17 protein-coding genes are annotated in these 18934 nt (G+C 62.0%); 8 read left to right on the top strand and 9 right to left on the bottom strand.

The genetic code is table 11. From position 1 onward, the window contains the following. Positions 1-45: 45 nt before the first annotated feature. Positions 46-2232: a TonB-dependent receptor plug domain-containing protein gene (locus CLU90_RS02655; RefSeq protein WP_232731049.1), complete on the bottom strand. Its 2187-nt coding sequence runs from the start codon at positions 2230-2232 to the stop codon at positions 46-48. Positions 2233-2517: 285 nt separating this feature from the next. Here CLU90_RS02655 and asd point away from each other — a divergent pair, with 285 nt between their 5' ends. Further along, a complete protein-coding gene (gene asd / locus CLU90_RS02650; protein ID WP_100427114.1) occupies positions 2518-3366 on the top strand; it encodes an archaetidylserine decarboxylase in 849 nt (282 codons plus the stop codon). Positions 3367-3382: 16 nt separating this feature from the next. Here the strand turns inward: asd and CLU90_RS02645 are convergent, their stop codons facing one another. Next, on the bottom strand, positions 3383-4288 hold the full coding sequence (locus tag CLU90_RS02645) for a LysR family transcriptional regulator (protein ID WP_100427113.1): 906 nt from the start codon (positions 4286-4288) through the stop codon (positions 3383-3385). A 115-nt stretch (positions 4289-4403) separates the two neighbouring features. On the opposite strand from CLU90_RS02645, the gene CLU90_RS02640 reads away from it, so the two are divergent. From CLU90_RS02640 to CLU90_RS02630, 3 genes are all read left to right on the top strand, one after another. After that, on the top strand, positions 4404-5003 hold the full coding sequence (locus CLU90_RS02640; RefSeq protein ID WP_092715635.1) for an FMN-dependent NADH-azoreductase: 600 nt from the start codon (positions 4404-4406) through the stop codon (positions 5001-5003). Positions 5004-5078: 75 nt separating this feature from the next. Next, on the top strand, positions 5079-5954 hold the full coding sequence (locus CLU90_RS02635) for a pirin family protein (RefSeq protein WP_100427112.1): 876 nt from the start codon (positions 5079-5081) through the stop codon (positions 5952-5954). Positions 5955-6071: 117 nt separating this feature from the next. Further along, positions 6072-7022: a cation diffusion facilitator family transporter gene (locus CLU90_RS02630; RefSeq protein WP_092715639.1), complete on the top strand. Its 951-nt coding sequence runs from the start codon at positions 6072-6074 to the stop codon at positions 7020-7022. Positions 7023-7082: 60 nt separating this feature from the next. On the opposite strand, the gene CLU90_RS02625 is transcribed toward CLU90_RS02630, so the two are convergent. From CLU90_RS02625 to CLU90_RS02615, 3 genes are read right to left on the bottom strand one after another with little or no spacing between them, the layout of a single operon-like run. After that, entirely contained in the window at positions 7083-9335 is a 2253-nt protein-coding gene (locus CLU90_RS02625; RefSeq protein ID WP_092715641.1) for a RelA/SpoT family protein, read from the bottom strand. A gap of 40 nt (positions 9336-9375) precedes the next feature. Then, positions 9376-9726 carry a RidA family protein gene (locus CLU90_RS02620; RefSeq protein ID WP_092715643.1) on the bottom strand — a complete coding sequence of 117 codons (351 nt, stop codon included), beginning with the start codon at positions 9724-9726 and terminating at the stop codon, positions 9376-9378. A gap of 46 nt (positions 9727-9772) precedes the next feature. Beyond that, positions 9773-10654 (bottom strand): alpha/beta fold hydrolase, encoded by an 882-nt coding sequence (locus CLU90_RS02615; protein ID WP_100427111.1) that lies wholly within the window; start codon positions 10652-10654, stop codon positions 9773-9775. 348 nt (positions 10655-11002) lie between these two features. Between CLU90_RS02615 and CLU90_RS02610 the strand changes: the two genes are divergently transcribed. Beyond that, positions 11003-12340 (top strand): dicarboxylate/amino acid:cation symporter, encoded by a 1338-nt coding sequence (locus CLU90_RS02610; protein ID WP_232731048.1) that lies wholly within the window; start codon positions 11003-11005, stop codon positions 12338-12340. Between the two features lie 56 nt (positions 12341-12396). Here CLU90_RS02610 and CLU90_RS02605 read toward each other — a convergent pair whose 3' ends face one another. Then, positions 12397-13365 carry an IS1595 family transposase gene (locus tag CLU90_RS02605; protein ID WP_100427109.1) on the bottom strand — a complete coding sequence of 323 codons (969 nt, stop codon included), beginning with the start codon at positions 13363-13365 and terminating at the stop codon, positions 12397-12399. 278 nt (positions 13366-13643) lie between these two features. Here CLU90_RS02605 and CLU90_RS02600 point away from each other — a divergent pair, with 278 nt between their 5' ends. After that, positions 13644-14054 (top strand): DoxX family protein, encoded by a 411-nt coding sequence (locus CLU90_RS02600; protein ID WP_100427108.1) that lies wholly within the window; start codon positions 13644-13646, stop codon positions 14052-14054. Positions 14055-14105: 51 nt separating this feature from the next. Here the strand turns inward: CLU90_RS02600 and CLU90_RS02595 are convergent, their stop codons facing one another. Further along, positions 14106-14756 (bottom strand): CoA transferase subunit B, encoded by a 651-nt coding sequence (locus tag CLU90_RS02595; RefSeq protein WP_092715651.1) that lies wholly within the window; start codon positions 14754-14756, stop codon positions 14106-14108. A gap of 21 nt (positions 14757-14777) precedes the next feature. After that, a complete protein-coding gene (locus CLU90_RS02590) occupies positions 14778-15476 on the bottom strand; it encodes a CoA transferase subunit A (protein WP_092715653.1) in 699 nt (232 codons plus the stop codon). Between the two features lie 147 nt (positions 15477-15623). Between CLU90_RS02590 and CLU90_RS02585 the strand changes: the two genes are divergently transcribed. Then, positions 15624-16190 carry a PAS and helix-turn-helix domain-containing protein gene (locus CLU90_RS02585; RefSeq protein ID WP_034752350.1) on the top strand — a complete coding sequence of 189 codons (567 nt, stop codon included), beginning with the start codon at positions 15624-15626 and terminating at the stop codon, positions 16188-16190. On the opposite strand, the gene CLU90_RS02580 is transcribed toward CLU90_RS02585, so the two are convergent. Beyond that, positions 16187-16963, bottom strand: coding sequence for an SDR family oxidoreductase (locus CLU90_RS02580; RefSeq protein ID WP_034752351.1), 777 nt, complete (start codon positions 16961-16963; stop codon positions 16187-16189). The two genes, CLU90_RS02585 and CLU90_RS02580, sit on opposite strands and share 4 nt — an antisense overlap. 251 nt (positions 16964-17214) lie before the next feature. Here CLU90_RS02580 and CLU90_RS02575 point away from each other — a divergent pair, with 251 nt between their 5' ends. Next, positions 17215-18891, top strand: a complete 1677-nt coding sequence (locus tag CLU90_RS02575; RefSeq protein WP_175539358.1) for an electron transfer flavoprotein-ubiquinone oxidoreductase — start codon at positions 17215-17217, stop codon at positions 18889-18891. The last annotated feature ends 43 nt before the right edge of the window (positions 18892-18934 follow it).

Here is an 18934-nt window from a genome sequence, read left to right as displayed (position 1 = left end):
CCAGCGGGGATGCCGGCCGGGGTTTTCAGTATAGAAACAGCGCGCTCAGAACTTCATTTCCAGGGTCGCGCGCGCCTGCGGCGAACTCGGCGAAATACTGTTACGGGCTATCGTGCCGCTGGCGTCCGCATACGCGGTGGTGCTTTCGAAGTCTTGCGCCAACAAGTTCGACACGGCCAGACGCAGCTGGTTCTTCGCATCGAATTTCCACAGCGCATAAATGTCGACGTCGCGCCGCGGCGAGGTGTAGGCGCTCTGGCGCTCCGTGATGCGCACGGGGCCGCCATTGCGGAAGTTGAAGCTGCCGCCCGTCGTCAGCACGCCGTCCGGCGTCTTGTAGTCGAGACCGAAGTTGCCGCTGACGGGGGTTTGCTGGTCGAGGCGGTTGTCCGGCCCCGGCACGCGTTCGACTTGCGACCAGTTGCGGCTGATGCTGGCGCGCAAGTCGATGGCGGGCACGGGCGCGGCCATCACGGCACGCAGCGGGAACTTCGCTTCAAGTTCCAATGTCTGCGTATTGGCGCGGCCATCGTTGACGGGCGTCGATACCCAGCGGTCATTGATGAACAGCAAGCCCTGGCGCGTATAGCCATCGATACGGCGCGCCGAGGCGCGCGCGCTGAGCAAGGCGCCTTCGGCCCAGTAGTGCTCGTACGAGGCGTCGATGCCCAGCGCCAGCTCCGGTTTCAGGTAGGGATTGCCTTCGCGGTCGGGGTCCGTCTGGCTATTGTTGGTCGAGGTATTGCGGCGCGGAATCAGGCTCGCCGTGGGCTGCGCCTTGTAGGTGCGCGTCAGGGCCAAACGTACCTGGTCGCCACGGGTAGAGGGCAACTTCCACAGGGTTTGCAGCAGCGGGCTCCACACGCTGGTGCGCTGGTTCACTTCATCATAGGTATCGCCCGCGCTGCGCGTATCGATGCCTTCCCAGCGCACGCCCGCATACATGGACCAGCGCGGCGTGATTTCCCAGTCGTCCTGCACGTACAGGGCCAGGCGCTTGATGGTGGCGTCGAAACCTTCGTCGCTGTTGACGGGTGGACGCGCGCCCAAGACAGCCAGGGCCGCTTCGCGCTGCCGGCGCGTTTCGTCGCGCTCCGTGTAGGCGCCGTCCCAGCCCATCGACAGGGCATGGCCGGGCAGCAAGGGCGACGAATATTTACCCGTCGAACTGACGCCGTTTTCCGTCGCCTTCACGCCCACCTTGCGTTCGAGCGCCAGGCCGCTGCCATCGACAAAGCCTTGCTGCAGGCTGTCGGACGTATTGCGGGCGGCCGAGGCGCCGATTTTCAGTTCCAGTCTGGCGCCGCCGGTCAGCTTGTGCATCCACGTCAGGTCGCTGCGGCCGAAGGCATTGTGGTTGCTCGAGCTACCCATGTTGGTGTCGTAGTCGGGACGCAAGCCCTGCTGCGTTTCCGCGCGGCTGAAGTTGCGGTGGTTCGAGCGCCCGCCATTGAAGAAGAATTGCGCCGTCACGTTATCGCCATTGGCCAGCACCCAGTTCAGGCGTGGCGACAGGTTGATGCCTTCCGGGCGGCCGTCGCCCGTGCCGTTCGTGCGGCGCAGCAGGTTTTGCCGGCCATCGGGGGCGTAGCCCAGTTCCAGGCCGGGATTGTCGTAATGGTAGTCGTAGCGGAACAGCGAACCGGCCATCGAGTACGAGAAATTGCCGTCGCGGTCGGAAAGCTGCACGTTGACGCTGGGCGAAAAGCTCACGTCACTGCCCTGCACGCCCAGCTTGAGCTCGCGCTGCGCCGTCTTCACGGCCTTTTTCAGCACCACGTTGATGGTGCCGGCGATCGACTGCGTGCTGTACTCGGCGCTGGCCGCATGCAGAATTTCGATGCGTTCGATCACGTCGGGCGACAGGGTGTCGAGCGAGAAACCGGCCGGCGCCCGCTCGCCGTTGAGCAGGATCTGCGTGTAGCCGCTGCCCAGGCCCCGCATGCGGATTTCGCCGCCCGAGCGTCCGGCCGCGCCGGAGACGGTAATGCCGGGCAAGCGCTTGAGCACGTCGGTGACGTTCGAGTCGCCGTACTTGAGTATCTCTTCGCTGCTGACCACCATCTTGCTGGCCGTATCGTCGCGGCGCGGATCATAGCCGCTGCCCTTGACTTCCACGGTTTGCATGGCGGGCGCAGCGGGCTTGTCAGCCTTCAGCGGCGCAGCGGTGGAAGCGGCGGCGGCGGCTGGCGCTTCGGCTTGCCGGGCCTGGGCATTCCAGGCAAGTAACACGGCGGAACAAATAACGGTAAGGCGGAGGCAACGGCGTGGCATCATGACCTGGCTGAAAAAAGTTGGCTGAATAAAAATGGCTAAAAGCTAAAAAACAGGCCGCCGTATTGTGCTGCAATTTTTATCGGGTAGCGCAGTTTCCCGAAAATATTTCTTATGGCAAATTAAATTCGGCGGCGAAGCGTGATACGCCCCCTTGCATACGGCGCATATCATTGCGCGCCACATCGCCGCTATAATGCGTTTTCACCATTGTTCCCATCACCCCGTCAAAGGCTTCCCATCGTGTCTGACCGTCTTGCCGTCCTGCCTCAATATCTGCTACCCAAAGGAGCACTGACCAACTTTGCCGGCCGCATCGCGGGCGCCAAGGGCGGCGCCATGACGACGCGGCTGATCCGCTGGTTCGTCGGCCGCTACAACGTCAACATGGATGAGGCGCTGGACCCGGACATCACGCACTACACGAGCTTCAACGACTTTTTCACGCGCGCGCTGCGTCCCGATGCCCGTCCGCTGGCGCAGGCCGACTACATCTGCCCCGTCGATGGCCGCATCAGCCAGTTCGGCACGATCGACAAGGACCAGATCTTCCAGGCCAAGGGCCACAACTTCAGCACGACGGCCCTGGTCGGCGGCGATGCGGCCCTGGCGGCCAAGTTCGAGCATGGCAGCTTCGCCAACCTGTACCTGAGCCCGCGCGACTACCACCGCATCCACATGCCGTGCGACGGCCGTTTGACGCGCATGATTTATGTGCCCGGCGAACTGTTTTCCGTCAACCCGACGACGGCGCGCGGCATTCCCGGCCTGTTCGCCCGCAACGAGCGCGTCGTCTGCGTGTTCGACACGGCCAACGGCCCCTTCGTCATGACTTTGGTCGGCGCCACCATCGTCGGCAGCATGGCCACCGTCTGGCACGGCGTCGTCAATCCGCCGCGCACGGGCCAGGTGCGCGACTGGAGCTATGCGAACGACAATGTCGTGCTGAAACAGGGCGAAGAGCTGGGCCGCTTCCTGCTCGGTTCCACCGTCGTCATGCTGTTCCCGAAAGACACCGTGCAATTCAACGCCAGCTGGCAACCGGCCGGCCCCGTGCAGCTGGGCGAAGTCATGGGCAACCTGCCCAAGTAAAGCATCCGGACGCGCGCTACACGGGCGCGTCCGTCTTGTACATCTCTTCCATCAAGTCCAGGAATGCCCGCGTCTTGGCCGGCATCAAGCGCCGGCCGGGAAACACGGCCCAGCCCGTAACCAGCGGAAAACTCCACTCCGGCAGCACGCGCACCAATTCCCCCGTCGCCACATAGGCCATGGCAAAGCGGTCCGTGCTGGCCGCGATGCCCACGCCCGTACACGCCATGCGCACCAGCAATTCCGGAGAATTGGCCAGCAGGCGCACGGGCAGATCGCGCTCCCACGTCGTCTTGCCGCGGATCAAAGTCCAGTGCACGAGGCCATGCACGGCGCGGGGCAAGCTGAGCAGATTATGGCCGTACAGATCGTCGGGATGCTCGGGCAAGCCGTGCACGCTCGTGTATTGCGGCGAGGCGTACAGGGCGAGCGTACTGAAGGCCACGCGGCGCGCGGACAGGCTGGCGTCGTCGGGCAAATTGCCCATGCGGATGGCCAGGTCGAAATTTTCTTCCAGCAAATCCACGCGGCGCGCCGACAAGTCCAGTTCCAGCGAAATGGCCGGATAACGGCGCACGAACTCGGCCAGTACCTGGCGCATCAGGGTGTCGCCGAAATCGGCCGGCATGGAAATGCGCAGCAAGCCGCTGGGTCCGGCCTGGCGGTGCTGCGCCAGGGCGCCGGCCGCTTCCGTTTCCTCGACCACCTTGCGCGCATGCTCGAGCAGGCTGGCACCAAACTCCGTCAGCGCCAGCTTGCGCGTGGTACGCAGCAGCAATCGTTCGCCCAGTTTCGCTTCCAGCAGCGAGATACGGCGCGACAGGGTCGACTTGGGCAAGTCCACGCGCACGGCGGCGCGACTGAAACTGCCGCATTCGACGACGCGGGCAAACAGCAGCAGATCTCCGGGATCGATATCCATACAACCTCATTGTTCCATTGGTGGGTTAATGTTATCCATTTTAACGGCTTCCGCATCAATTTTGGAATTGCTATAGTTCATCCATCGCAAGACACCTCACAACGGAGAAAACAAGATGAACATCCTGCAAATCAATTCCAGCGCCCGCAGCACCGGTTCCGCCTCGACCCGCCTGGCCGACGCCATCGTCGCCCGCGTACAAGCCGCCAACCCTGAAGCAAATCTGACGCGCCGCGACCTGGCTGCCGCACCGCACCCCGTGCTCGACGAGCCGACCCTGCAAGCGCTGTTCACGCCAGCGGACAAACGCACGCCGGAACAAGCGGCCCGTATCGCCCTGGACGACGCGCTGATTGCGCAAGTGCAAGCGGCTGACGTGATCGTCATCGGCGCGCCGATGTACAACTTCGGCATCACCGTGCAACTGAAAAGCTGGTTCGACGCGATTGCCCGCGCCAACGTCACCTTCAAGTACACGGAAAACGGCCCAGTTGGCCTCTTGACGGGCAAGAAAGTCTACGTGGGCCTGTCCCGCGGCGGCTTGCACCGCGACAGCGCCAACGACAGCCAGGTGCCTTACCTGAACACAATGTTCGGCTTCCTGGGCATGACCGACGTGCAATACGTGTATTCGGAAGGCATGGGCATGGGTCCGGAAGCCGTGGCCAAGGCGCAAGCCCTGGCGGACGCCGAGATCAACGCCATTCTGGTGTAATAGCTGACTGCAGCAACAAGGGGTCAGACGGGGACGCCGAGTTCCGGCGGGTCTGACCCCAAACAGGAGAAAGCAATGAGCGACATCACTACCGTCAACAAGCCACGCGCCGTCGAGCGCGTGATCGCCGGCCAGGCTGTCATGGATGGCGCCGGCGTGAAGATCAACCGCGTGCTGACGCAGCAGCTGCAGCGCCGTCTCGACCCGTTTTTGATGCTCGACAATTTCGCCAGCGACAAGCCGAACGACTATATCGCCGGCTTCCCCGAGCATCCGCACCGTGGCTTCGAAACCGTGTCGTACATGATCACGGGACGCATGCGCCACAAGGACAGCGCGGGCAACGAAGGCTTGCTGACGTCGGGCGGCGTGCAATGGATGACGGCCGGCAGCGGCGTGATCCACTCGGAAATGCCGGAGCAGGAAGAAGGCGTGATGGAAGGTTTTCAACTGTGGCTGAACCTGCCCGCGCGCGACAAGATGCGCACGCCGTGGTACCGCGATTTCACGAGCAGCGACATCCCCCGCTACACGACGGACGCGGGTGTGGCCGTGCAAGTGATCGCCGGCGAGAGCCATGGCGTGACGGGCGCCGTGCAGCGCGAGCTGACGGAACCGCTGTACCTTGATATCGACTTGCCGGCCGGCACCAGCTTCGAGCAGCCATTGCCGCCAGGCCATAACGCCTTCCTCTACACCTTCCGTGGCGAAGTGCAGGTCGACGGCAAGGCCGTGCCCGCCCTGCGCATGGCGATCTTCAGCAACACGCCGGGCAGCGACGGCGTGCGCATCGAGGCGCCCGAGGGCGGACGCGTGATTCTCGTCGCCGGCCAGCCCTTGAACGAACCGATCGCGCAATATGGCCCGTTCGTCATGAATACCCAGGCGGAAGTTTTCCAGGCCGTACAGGATTTCCGCGATGGCAAGTTCGGCGAGACGGCGGCACAGTAAAATTATTTGCTCCAGGTAAAACCTGCAGTGCCTCGCGGCCTGCAGGTTTTTTTATGGGCAGACTGTTTTGTTGCTTTTCAATTACACTGACGGCAAGATCATTCAACAAAGCATTCCATGCAGCCCACGCACACCGAACACGACGCCACCCATTTGCACGCCCACCTGAAAGGCGACGCCAAGCACACCCACTCGTTCGAGGGACGCAGCCAGAGCATCCTCGCGTGGGCGCTGGGCCTGACCCTGTCGTTTGCCGGCATCGAGGTTGCGGCCGGCTTCCTGTCCAATTCGCTGGCCCTGATTTCCGACGCGGGCCACATGGTCACGGACGCGGCCGCGCTGGGACTGGCCCTGCTGGCGCAGCTGATCGCCCGCCGTCCTCCCTCGCCGCGCCACTCGTTCGGCTTTGGCCGCGCCGAGGCGCTGGCCGCCTTCGTCAACGGCCTGGCCATGCTGTGCGTGGTGGGCTGGATCTGCTATGAAGCCGTGCTGCGCTTTTCCGCTCCGCAACCGGTCAAGGGCGGCATGGTCTTCATCGTCGCCTTCATCGGCCTGGCCATCAACGTGGTGGTGGCGTGGGTATTATCGAAAGACAAGCAAAGCGTCAACACGCGCGCCGCCCTGGTGCACGTGATGGGCGACTTGCTCGGCTCGGTCGCCGCCATCATCGCAGGCGCCGTCATTTACTTCACGGGCTGGATGCAGATCGACCCGCTGCTGTCCGTGCTCGTGTCGCTGCTGATTTTAAAATCGACGTTTGGCGTGCTGCGCGAGTCCTACCATTTCCTGATGGAAGGCGTACCGATGCACATCGACTACATCGAGGTGGGCACGGACGTGGAACAAGTGGACGGCGTGATTGCCGTGCACGACCTGCACGTGTGGGACATGTCGCCCGGCCAGCCTGCCCTGATCGGCCACGTGGAAATCGAGCACCTCGACCACTGGCCGAAGGTCTTGCGGGCGATCAAGAAGATGTTATTGAGTAAGCATGGAATAGACCACATCACCCTGCAGCCGGAGACGGCGGCGATGGCGGGGTTGCATGCGGGTGACAAAACCCACTAGCAAGGACTGGGGTCGTACCCTCAGGGTACGACCCCGGCATCTGTCCTTGGGGTGCAAAGACTAGCTACGCCGAGCCTCAAGCACGCCACTGACATCCTTGATCACATTCAGCGCCTTCAGCAACTGCGCCGTCGAGCTGATCTCGGCCGTGAAGGTCATGCGGGCCTGGCCCTTGGCGCTTTGGGTATTGACGCCGATGACGTTGATCTTTTCGCGCGAAAAGATTTCGGAAATGTCGCGCAGCAAGCCCTGGCGGTCGCCGGCGAGAATAAAGATGTCGACCGGATACACGGTGTCGTGCCCGCCCGTGCTGCCCCACTCCGTGAAGATCACGCGCTCGGGCGCCTTGGCGCGCATTTCCTCGAAATTCTTGCAGGTGGCGCGGTGAATCGACACACCCTTGCCGCGCGTGACGAAACCGACGATGCTGTCCGGCGGCGCCGGCTTGCAGCACTTGGCCAAGACCGTCATCAAGCCTTCCGTGCCCACCACCAGCACGCCGGACTTGGCGCCCTGTTCCACGCTGGAAGCACGGCTTTTGCCGACCAGCACGGCGTCTTCCGGCACCACCACTTCGCCATTGTCGTGCAGCGCCTGCTCCACGTGGCGCAAGCTGAATTCATCCTTGCCGACCGACAGGAACAGCTCGTCGACTTTCGCAAAGCCCAGCTTTTGCGCCAGCGCTTCGAGGTTGACGGCCGTCTTGCCTTCGCGCTGCAAGGACTTTTCCACCAGCGCGCGGCCGTGGGCCAGGGTTTCCTGCATGTCGATCGCATGGAACCAGGCACGGATTTTCGAGCGCGTGCGCGTGCTGACGGCGTAGCCGGCGCTGAGCCAGTCGCGCGACGGTCCGGCCGTACCCGGCGCGCCCTTGGCCGTGATGATTTCGCAGGTCTGGCCGTTTTTCAATTGCGTATTCAGGGGCACCATGATGCCGTCGACCTTGGCGCCACGGCAGCGGTGGCCCACGTCCGTGTGCAAATGATAGGCAAAATCGACGGGCGTGGCGCCGACGGGCAATTCCAGCACGCGCGCCTGCGGCGTCATGACGAAGATGCGGTCGTCCAGGGTGGCCGATTTGAGCTTTTCCACCCATTCGCGCTGGATTTCTTCCTGGCCCACGACGGCGTCGGCCACCTCGGTTTTCCAGGCCAGCAGCTGGCGCAGCCAGGCGATCTTTTCGTCGTATTTTTGGCCGGCAAAATTCGAGCCGCCCTCTTCCTTGTAGCGCCAGTGCGCGGCCACGCCGTATTCGGCAAAGCTGTGCATTTCATTCGTGCGGATTTGCACTTCCAGCGGCCGGCCATCCTCGGCCGTCACCACCGTGTGCAGCGACTGGTAACCGTTCGGTTTCGGCCGCGAAATGTAATCGTCGAATTCTTTCGGGATGGGGGTCCAGATATTGTGGACCACGCCCAGCACCGTGTAGCAGGTTTTCACGTCGGCAACGATGACGCGGAAGGCGCGCACGTCGTACAGGGCCGTAAAGTCCAGCTCCTTGCCGCGCATCTTGTTCCAGATGCTGTAAATGTGTTTCGGGCGGCCAAACACTTCCGCCTGGATACCGGCCGACGCCAGCTCCGTCTGCAGGCGCAAAATCGCCGAGGCAACGAAACCCTCGCGCATCATGCGCTTTTCTTCCAGCATCTTGGCGATGCGTTTATACGCTTCAGGCTCGATGAAGCGGAACGACAAGTCTTCCAGTTCCCATTTCAGCTGCCAGATGCCGAGGCGGTTGGCCAGCGGCGCGTACAGGTCCAGGGTTTCCTTGCCGTACTCGTAGGTCATGTCGTTGTACAGCTTCAAGTCGGCGAAATAACGCAAGGTCGTCACGCAGGACGCCAGGCGCACCAGCACGACACGCATGTCGGACGCCATCGCCAGCAGCATCTTGCGCAAGGTTTCCACCTGGGCCACGGCTTGCTGCGCCGCATTCTTGCCCCGTCCGGCCGTGCCGCCATGCTGCGCCTGGGTCAGCGCGCGCAGGCGGATCAGCTGGCGCACGCCTGTTGCCAGGTCGCACACCTGCTTGCCGAAGCGCGGTTCGATGTCGGCCGCCGTGTCCGGTTCCAGCAGGGTCAGCTCGAACATCAGGCCGGCAATGCGCGTTTCCGCATCGCTGCGCAGGAAGGCCAGGGTGGTGGCCACGCCGATGGCGAACTCCAGCGCGGAGCGGCCCGCGAAGGTCTGCTTGTCGCCATACGCTTCGGTGGCATACGCGAGCGCATCCAGCACGCGCGCGCTGTCCGGCGCACTCAAGCCCTCTACCAGTTGTTCCGATGTGGCGCTATTCGGGGCCGAGATGGAAACCATGTATTACCTTATAAACTGAATGACTGAACAGCGTGATAACTTAACGTTCTGCAGCGATGATGACGATTTCAACCAGGCATGCCGGATTGGCCAGTTTCGCTTCCACCGTGGCGCGCGGCGGCGTGTGGCCCGAGGCGACCCAGTCGTCCCACACTTCATTCATGCCGGCAAAGTCTTTCATGTCGGCGATGTAGATCTGGCACGACAGAATGCAAGTCTTGTCGCTGCCCGCTTCCATCAGCAGACGATCGACGTGGCCGAGCACTTCGCGCGTCTGGCCGACGATGCCTTGCGTCGTGTCTTCGGCGATCTGGCCAGCCAGGTAGATGGTGCTGTTGTGTATCGCTACTTCGGAGAGGCGTTTGCCTACGTGCAGTCGTGTAATTTCCATGCTTCTTCTTTCGGTTGTTTCAAAATCGGTACAGCGTTACTGCCTATTATTTACCCAGCAAAAACTTGCGCGCGATGGCGATCTGGTCGTCGTGGACGAAAGTGGGCGCGTGGCCCACGCCGGCGATTTCCACCAGTTCCGCTTTCGGGCCACGGCCCAGCATCAGCGTGGCCGTCGCGTGCGACAGCAGATCGGATTCCGACCCGCGCACCAGCAAAGTGGGGCAGCGCACGGCATCGTACGCGGCCCACAGCATGGCTTCGTCGCTGGCCGCCGATTCCGGCGTGGCCGAGCGGAACGGCATGGCCAGCCCCATATCATAGTGGCGGCGCCAACGGCCATCCTTGTCTTGCCGCAACACATCGACCGCCAGTTTATGCCATTCCGCATCCGTGTGCGGGCCGAAGCTGGCGGACACGTCGCGCACAAACTTGGCGCCCTGCTCGAACGTTTCGAAACGCAAGTCCTGGCCGATGTAGTCGCCGATGCGCTGCAAGGCTTCCGGCGCCAGGGTCGGGCCGATATCGTTCAGGACCAGCTTGCTGATCGGGCTGTGCGGCAGGGACGCCAGGCCCAAGCCGATCAAGCCGCCCATCGAGGTGCCGAACCAGTCCACCGTCTGGCGCTCGCCATTGGCCAGCACGCGCGCCAGCAGGGTCACCATGTCGCTCACATATTGCGGCACGCGGTAGAACTGGGGATTGGCCAGCCAGCCAGAGCGCCCGCGGCCCACCACGTCGGGGCAGATCACGCGGTAATCGCTGGCCATGGCGCGCGCCAGGTTGTCGAAGTCGTCCGCCACGCGCGTGACGCCATGGGCGCAGACGAGCACGTTCGGATTGTCTGGCGCGCCCCACTCCTTGTAGGACATGGTATGCAAGCCTGCGGGGGAAATGCACTGCACGGATTTGATGCTCGCTTCGATCATGCCATTCCTTTAACACCGGAGAAAACCTGCTGCGCGTCGGTGGTTGCGGCCTGCGATGCTCACCGTACTTCAGTACGGTTGCGCTTCTCGGCCACAACTCCCTTCCGCCCGCTACGGTTTTGTCCGGCGTCGTTATTTGGTAGTAAAAAACAAAGAAACCGGCGATTTGCCGGCTGCCTCGCGCGCGACGCTACGGCAGTGTAGCGCAGCGCGGGCAATGCTCCAAGCGCGCGGCTGAAATGCTGCGCCGCAGCACATTACTGGCACGCCCGCCATGGCGCAATACCCGATATAGCGAAAATGCATATCTGCGGTTATCCACAATTGAGCCGGCCCGGCAATGGGCGGATGATCGCAGCATCAACCCGCAAGAGGAGACCACTCGTGAAAAAACCATTCTATAAAATCCTGTACGTACAGGTGCTGTTCGCCATCGTCGCCGGCGTGCTGCTGGGGGTGTTCTACCCTTCGAACGCCGTCGACATGAAACCGCTGGGCGACGGCTTTATCAAACTGATCAAGATGATCATCGCCCCGGTGATTTTCTGTACCGTGGTCTCCGGCATCGCGGGCATGCAGGACGTCAAGAAAATCGGCCGAGTGGGCGGCAAGGCGCTGCTGTACTTCGAAGTGGTCTCCACCTTCGCGCTGGCCATCGGCTTGCTGGTTGCTAACATCCTCAAACCGGGCGCCGGCTTCAACGCCGATCCGGCCCACCTGGACGCCAAGTCGATCGCGCAATACACGCATGCCGAAGGCCTGTCGACCATCGACTTCCTGATGAACATCATCCCGAAGACCTTCGTCGACGCCTTCGCCAAGGGCGACATCCTACAAGTACTGCTGATCGCCATCCTGTTCGGCTTTTCGCTGTCCCTGCTGGGAGAGCGCGGCCGTCCCGTCACCAAGCTGATCGACGAGCTGTCGCATGCCATCTTCGGCATGGTCAACATCATCATGAAAGTCGCTCCCGTCGGCGCGTTCGGCGCGATGGCCTTTACCATCGGCAAATACGGCCTGGCATCGCTGATCCCGCTGGCCAAGCTGATGGGCTCGTTCTACCTGACCTGCTTCTTGTTCGTCTTCGTCGTGCTGGGCGCCATCGCCAAATACACGGGCTTCTCCATCGGCCGCTTCTTGCTGTATATCAAGGAAGAACTGCTGATCGTGCTGGGCACGAGCTCGTCGGAATCGGCCCTGCCGGCCCTGATGAAGAAACTCGAGCGCCTGGGCTGCTCCAAGCCAGTCGTCGGCCTGGTCGTACCTACCGGCTACTCGTTCAACCTGGACGGCACCAACATCTACATGACCATGGCTGCCCTGTTCGTTGCGCAAGCAACGAATACCGACCTGACCATCTGGCAGGAACTGACCATCCTGGGCGTGGCGATGCTGACCTCGAAAGGCGCGTCCGGCATCACGGGCGCCGGCTTCATCACGCTGGCCGCGACCCTGGCCGTGGTGCCGACGATCCCCGTGGCCGGCATGGCGCTGATCCTGGGCATCGACCGCTTCATGAGCGAATGCCGCGCGCTGACCAATTTCGTCGGCAACGGCGTGGCCACCATCGTCGTGTCGAAATGGGAAAAGGAACTGGACATGGACAAGCTGCACAGCGAGCTGGCCCATCCGACCCACCCGACGGAAGACGCCTACGTTGCACCGACCGTCAATATCGTCAAATAAGCCCTACTCTCTCCATTGGAAGCCCCGCAGAGCGATCTGCGGGGCTTTTTTTATGGCTATGTCACCGTCAGATGTGGGAATGCGCCCAATGTTGCCTTCAATAACGTTTCGGGTGAGCGGATGCGCCTGGCATCGAGGATCCAGCGCCATCCCAGGTAGTTCGGCAGATAGCGCGTCGCCACGCCGTGAAACGGGCCCAGCCATTGTCGCAATCGGCTGTGATACGCATTGACGTTCTGCACATGGGCGGCGCCCTGCACGCGGATGCCGGCGCGCAAGTTGACAGCCTGGTGACTGATGCCCGCTTCCCTCGCAAAAGCCCGGTAGGCGGCATGGCCATCGGTGACCAGCAGCACGTCCTTGTCGATGACGGGCAATAAACAGCGATGCAGCTGCGCCTGCGTCAGCGCCCCTTTGCCCGTGACGAAATCCAGGGTCTGCCCCGTGCGGTCGCGCGCCACTAGGATGCAGACTTGTTCATTGGAAATGCCGCGCTTGTGGGCATGGCCGCCCCGGCGGCGGGCCGGACGCGTCATTGTTCTGGCGCCCTTTTCCGATTCCAGCAGATACAGCTCGTCCGCTTCGGCGATGCCGTGCAGGCCGTGCGGCCGGTCCGTCCTTGCCAGCGATAAAAACCGGTGGCGCCAGCGAAAGGTGGTGTTGCGGTGCACGCCCAGCTGCAATGCCGCCTTGCGGACGGAATCCGATGCCAGCAGACAATCGGCGTAGTCGAGCCACAGCGCCTTGTGGCGCAAGCGGGCCAGCGGCGTGCCGGTGAGCGCATTGAAGGTACGGCCGCACGGCACGCAACGGTAGCGTTGCAAGCCGTGCGCATGGCCGTGCCGGTGCAAGTGCGCCGAGTGGCAGGCGGGACAGGCCAATCGCGGTTGGACCACACTTTCCAGCAGCGCGATGGTCGCGTCGTGTGGAGAGTTACCATGCAGCAGGGCAATGCCTGCCTGCCGCTGGCGTTGACTCAACCGGGCAAACTGCGCGATAAAACTGATCCATTCGTCTGGCCGCATGATTGGCTCCCGCAGAGTGAGTATGCAGAGTCAGACAGCACGGCCACAGGAAGATTCCGACTTTTCCCCTACTTGCCGATGACAGAGCCTTTTTTATTGCGCGCGGGCTTCTCGCATCATCAACACAGAGTAAATCATGCATCAATATTTATCACGATGATCAATGAATGAAAAACCATTACAGTACTGCTTACTTTTCGCCGCCAGGCTCCCGCATAATGACATTGCGTTAATGCAAGCCTGACACCGAACCATCTTCACTTTTGAATGGAGCACTCATGTCCCTCTCGCCCGCCTTTTACGCCACCTGGAGCCCACGCCTGCTGGGCCTGCTGCGCATCATCCTCGGCTTTCTCTTCCTGCAACACGGCACGGCCAAGCTGTTCGGCGCGCCGCACGTGGCCATGTTCGACGGCCTGCAACTGTTTTCCGTGATGGGCGCGGCCGGCATCATCGAGCTGGTCGGCGGCACCTTGCTGCTGGTCGGCCTGTTCACACGCCCCGTCGCCTTCATCCTGTCGGGCCAGATGGCGGCCGCCTATTTCATGGCGCACGCGCCAGCCGGTTTTTTGCCCATCCTGAACGGCGGCGAAATGGCCGTCATGTATTGCTTCACCTTCCTGTACTTCGCGGTAGCGGGCGCCGGCGCCTACAGCCTGGACGCATTGCGCGGCAAGGCGAGCGCATAAAAAAAGGGCGGACATCGCTGTCCGCCCCGCTTCACCAGCAATATCCGTTGCTTACACGGCGGAAACGTCCAGTTCCGCGCCCGTGGCCGCCTGCACCTGCTCCTTGGTCACGCCCGGCGCCAGTTCCACCAGCTTCAAGCCGTTTTCCGTCACGTCGATGACGCCCAGGTCGCTGATGATGACATCGACCACGCCCACGCCCGTCAGCGGCAAGTCGCACTGTTTCAGCAGCTTGTGCGACGTCGTGCCATCCTTGGCCGTGGCCACGTGTTCCATCAGCACGACGACGCGCTTGACGCCGGCGACGAGGTCCATCGCGCCGCCCATGCCCTTGACCATCTTGCCTGGGATCATCCAGTTCGCCAGGTCGCCCTTTTCCGACACTTGCATGGCGCCCAGGATGGCCAGGTTGATCTTGCCGCCGCGAATCATGCCGAACGAATCGGCCGAGCTGAAGTAGGCGGCGCCGGGCAAGGCCGTCACCGTCTGTTTGCCGGCGTTGATCAGGTCGGCGTCGACTTCATCTTCCGTGGGGAACGGGCCGATGCCCAGCAAGCCGTTTTCCGACTGCAGAAATACTTCGATGTTCTCCGGCACATAGTTCGCCACCAGGGTCGGCAAGCCGATGCCCAGGTTCACATAAAAGCCATCCTGCAATTCTTTCGCCGCGCGCGCGGCCATCTCATCTCTAGTCCAAGCCATTATCGTCTCCCAATCTTGTATTTAATCGGCGCGCACGGTGCGCTGCTCGATGCGTTTTTCCGGATTCGCATTGACCACGATGCGGTGCACGAAGATGCTCGGCGTGTGGACCTGGTCCGGGTCGATCTCGCCCACTTCCACCAGTTTTTCCACTTCGACGATGGTGATCTTGCCGGCCATGGCCACGTTCGGATTGAAATTGCGCGCCGTCTTGCGATAGACCAAATTGCCCGCGCGGTCGGCCATGTAGGCTTTGACCAGCGCCACGTCGGCCACGAGGCTGCGTTCCATCACATATTGCTCGCCATCGAATTCGCGGATTTCCTTACCGTCGGCAACGATGGTGCCCACGCCCGTCTTGGTGAAGAAGGCAGGAATGCCGGCGCCGCCGGCGCGCAGTTTCTCGGCCAGGGTGCCTTGCGGCGTGAATTCCAGTTCCAGTTCGCCAGCCAGGTACTGGCGCGCGAATTCCTTGTTTTCACCCACGTAGGAAGCGATCATTTTCTTGATCTGGCGCGTGGTGAGCAACTGGCCCAGGCCGAAGCCGTCCACGCCTGCATTGTTGGAAATGGCCGTCAGGCCCGTCACGCCCGAATCGCGCAAGGCGCCGATCAGGGCTTCGGGGATGCCGCACAGGCCGAAGCCGCCGACGGCGATGGTCTGGCCATCTTGGACGATACCGGCCAGCGCCGAGGCGGCGTCAGGATAAACTTTATTCATGGGTGTCCCTCTATCTTTTGTTAAGCTTAGGTCTTGAGTCCATGACTCAGGCAGCGACTCAGCATAAAATACGCGAGTGGAAAGTACAATACCGTAGAACTACCGGCGCCGTGCCGGCAATCCCCCTGTGAGAGTGATACGTATCAGATGAACGCCGCGTCAGCCATCGATTATGAAAGCATCTTCCTGCACGCGCCCGTGGGCATGTGCATGTCGGAAAACCGTATCATGCGCAGCTGCAACGAAGCGCTGGCGGCCATGTTCGGCTATGCGCGCGCCCAGCTCGACGACCAGTCCTTCGAAGTACTCTACCCCACGCACGACGAATTCCTGCGCACCGGTGACCGCATCATCCCCATCATGAACGCCAGGGGACGCTATTCGGACGAGCGCATCATGCGCCGCAGTAATGGTGAATTGTTCTGGTGCCACGTCACGGGCCACGCCATGCTGCCGCAGGAACCGCTGGGGCCGGGCATCTGGACGTTCGAGGATGTCAGCGAGAAACGTCCCGTGACGGCGGAGCTGACGCCGCGCGAGCGCGAAATCGCCGCCCTGCTGGTGGAAGGCAAGACCAGCAAGGTCATCGCCCGCCAGATCGACCTCAGCCCCCGCACGGTGGAAATGCACCGCGCCAAGCTGATGCGCAAGTTCGCCGCATCGACATCGTCGGAGCTCGTGCACAAGCTGGTGGGGCTGCAGCTGCAGCGCTAGAAGGTACTCATGCCACCGTCTGCGGAGATGATGGCGCCGTTGATGAAATGCGAATCCTCGCCCGCCAGCAGCAACAGCAGGCCGTCGAGGTCTTCCGGCTTGCCCGGACGTTTATTCGGCAGCATTTCGATCAGCTTCTTGCCCTGCTCGGTGGCAAAGTAATCTTCATTGATTTCCGTGGAAATATAGCCGGGGCAGATGGCGTTCGTGTTGATGCCGTACTTGCCCCACTCCACGGCCATGGCGCGCGTCATGTGCACCATGCCCGCCTTGCTCATGCAATACACGCCGATCTGCGGCAGCACCTGCAAGCCCGCCATCGAGGCGATATTGATGATGCGGTGCTGTTTTTTCGGGTCGCCCTTGGCGCGCGCGATCATGCGCTTGGCCGTTTGCTGGGCCACGAAGAACGATCCGCGCAGATTGGTGTCCATCACGAACGAGTAATCTTCGGGCGTGACGTCGACCAGGCGTTGCGTGGTAGAGACACCGGAATTGTTGACGAGGATATCGATGGGGCCCGCTTCTGTTTCCGCATGCGCGATGGCCGACTTGATGCTGGCGAAGTCGGTCACGTCGAGCGACACCACGTGCGCGGCGCCGCCATCGGCTTCGATTTCGGCCCGCAATTCCTTCAGGCGTTCGGTGCGGCGCGACGCCAGCACGACCTGCGCGCCGGCCTGTGCCAGCACTTTCGCAAAGCGCGCGCCGAGGCCGCTCGATGCGCCGGTAATCAGGGCAATCTTGCCCTCGAAATTGACTTCTATGCCCACGAGCTACTCCTGTTTTATTTTAGATAACACTTTACGCCGTGCCACTGGCACAGGGGCAAAATACCCTGCGCCACGCTTGAGCCAAGGTAAACGCCATCATTACACAAAATGGCCGGATTTAGATTGCGGCGAGGGGCAATGTCACGCAAAATGGCGCCAAAGTTGCAATCCTCGCCAAAAACAAGCACACTCGTGCTTAAATTTATTCGAAGATTCATCCCCCACCCATTTAGTGACTAACAATCGAGACCATGACACAGCCTAATAACTTAGTTGAACAGTACGGACCGCGCGAGACCATGGAGTATGACGTGGTCATCGTGGGCGGCGGCCCCGCAGGCCTGGCGGCCGCGATCCGCCTGAAGCAGCTGGCCGCTGAAAAGAGCCAGGAAGTGTCCGTCTGCGTGCTGGAAAAAGGCGGCGAACTGGGTGCGCACATCCTGTCGGGCGCCATCATGGACCCGAAAGCGCTCACGGAACTGATCCCGAACTGGAAAGAACTGGGCGCGCCCCTGAACACGGAAGTGACGGAAGACCGCATCCTGTTCCTGACCGAAACGAAGGCGTATAAAACCCCAGGCTTCGCCGTGCCGGCCTGCTTTGAAAACCATGGCAACTACATCGTCTCGCTGGGCAATGTGGTGCGCTGGATGGGCCAGCAGGCGGAAAACCTGGGCGTGGAAATCTTCCCGGGCTTCCCTGCCGCGGAAATCCTCTATAACGACGACGGCTCCGTGAAAGGCGTGGCGACCGGCAACATGGGCGTCAAGCGCGACGGCGAACCGGGTCCCGACTTCCAGCTGGGCATGGAATTGCACGCCAAGTACACCCTGTTCGCCGAAGGCGCGCGCGGCCACCTGGGCAAGCAATTGATGGCCAAGTATGACTTGAACGCCGGCAAGGACCCGCAATCGTACGGCATCGGCATCAAGGAATTGTGGGAAATCGACCCGGCCCAGCACAAGCCGGGCCTGGTGATCCACTCGAGCGGCTGGCCGCTGGACACGAAAACCTATGGCGGCTCCTTCCTGTACCACTTGGAAAACAACCAGGTGATGGTCGGCTACGTGGTTGGGCTGAACTACGAAAACCCCTACCTGTCGCCGTACGAGGAATTCCAGCGCTATAAGACGCATCCGGAAATCCGCAAGTTCTTCGAAGGCGGCAAGCGCATCTCGTACGGCGCGCGCGCGATCGCGGCCGGCGGCCTGCAATCGTTGCCGAAACTGGTGTTTGCCGGCGGCGCGCTGATCGGCTGCGATGCGGGCTTTTTGAACATGAGCCGCATCAAGGGCAGCCACGCGGCCATCAAGAGCGGCATGCTGGCGGCGGACGCGGCCTTCGGCGCGCTGGGCGAACAGCGCCAGCACGACGAACTGACGAGCTACCCTGTCGCCTTCGAACAATCCTGGCTGCATGAAGAACTGCACGTGGCGCGCAACGTCAAGCCATGGCTGTCGAAAGGCCTGTACCTGGGCAGCCTGATGACGGGCATCGACCAGCTGATCTTCCGCGGCAAGGCGCCGTGGACCCTGCACCACTCGCACGGCGACCACGAATGCCTGAAACCGGCGGCACAGTCGAAACCCATCGTGTATCCGAAACCCGATGGCAAGCTGACCTTCGACAAGATGTCGTCCGTGTTCATCTCGAACACGAACCACGCGGAAGACCAGCCCATCCACCTGACGTTAAAGAACGCCAGCGTGCCCGTCGACGTCAACCTGGCCACGTATGCGGGTCCGGAAGCGCGTTACTGTCCCGCCGGCGTGTACGAGTTCGTGAAGAACGACGACGGCGCCGAACGCCTGCAGATCAATGCGCAGAACTGCGTGCACTGCAAGACCTGCGACATCAAGGACCCGACGCAGAACATCGTGTGGGTCACGCCGGAAGGCGGCGGCGGGCCGAACTATCCGAATATGTAATCCCGTTTGGGGGCATGCCGCAGCGGTAGCGCTGCTCCGCAGC

The organism is Janthinobacterium sp. 67 (genome assembly GCF_002797895.1).
Taxonomy (GTDB): domain Bacteria; phylum Pseudomonadota; class Gammaproteobacteria; order Burkholderiales; family Burkholderiaceae_D; genus Janthinobacterium.
Note: the sequence above shows the minus strand (reverse complement) of the source record. Positions and strands in the feature narration are given on the sequence as shown.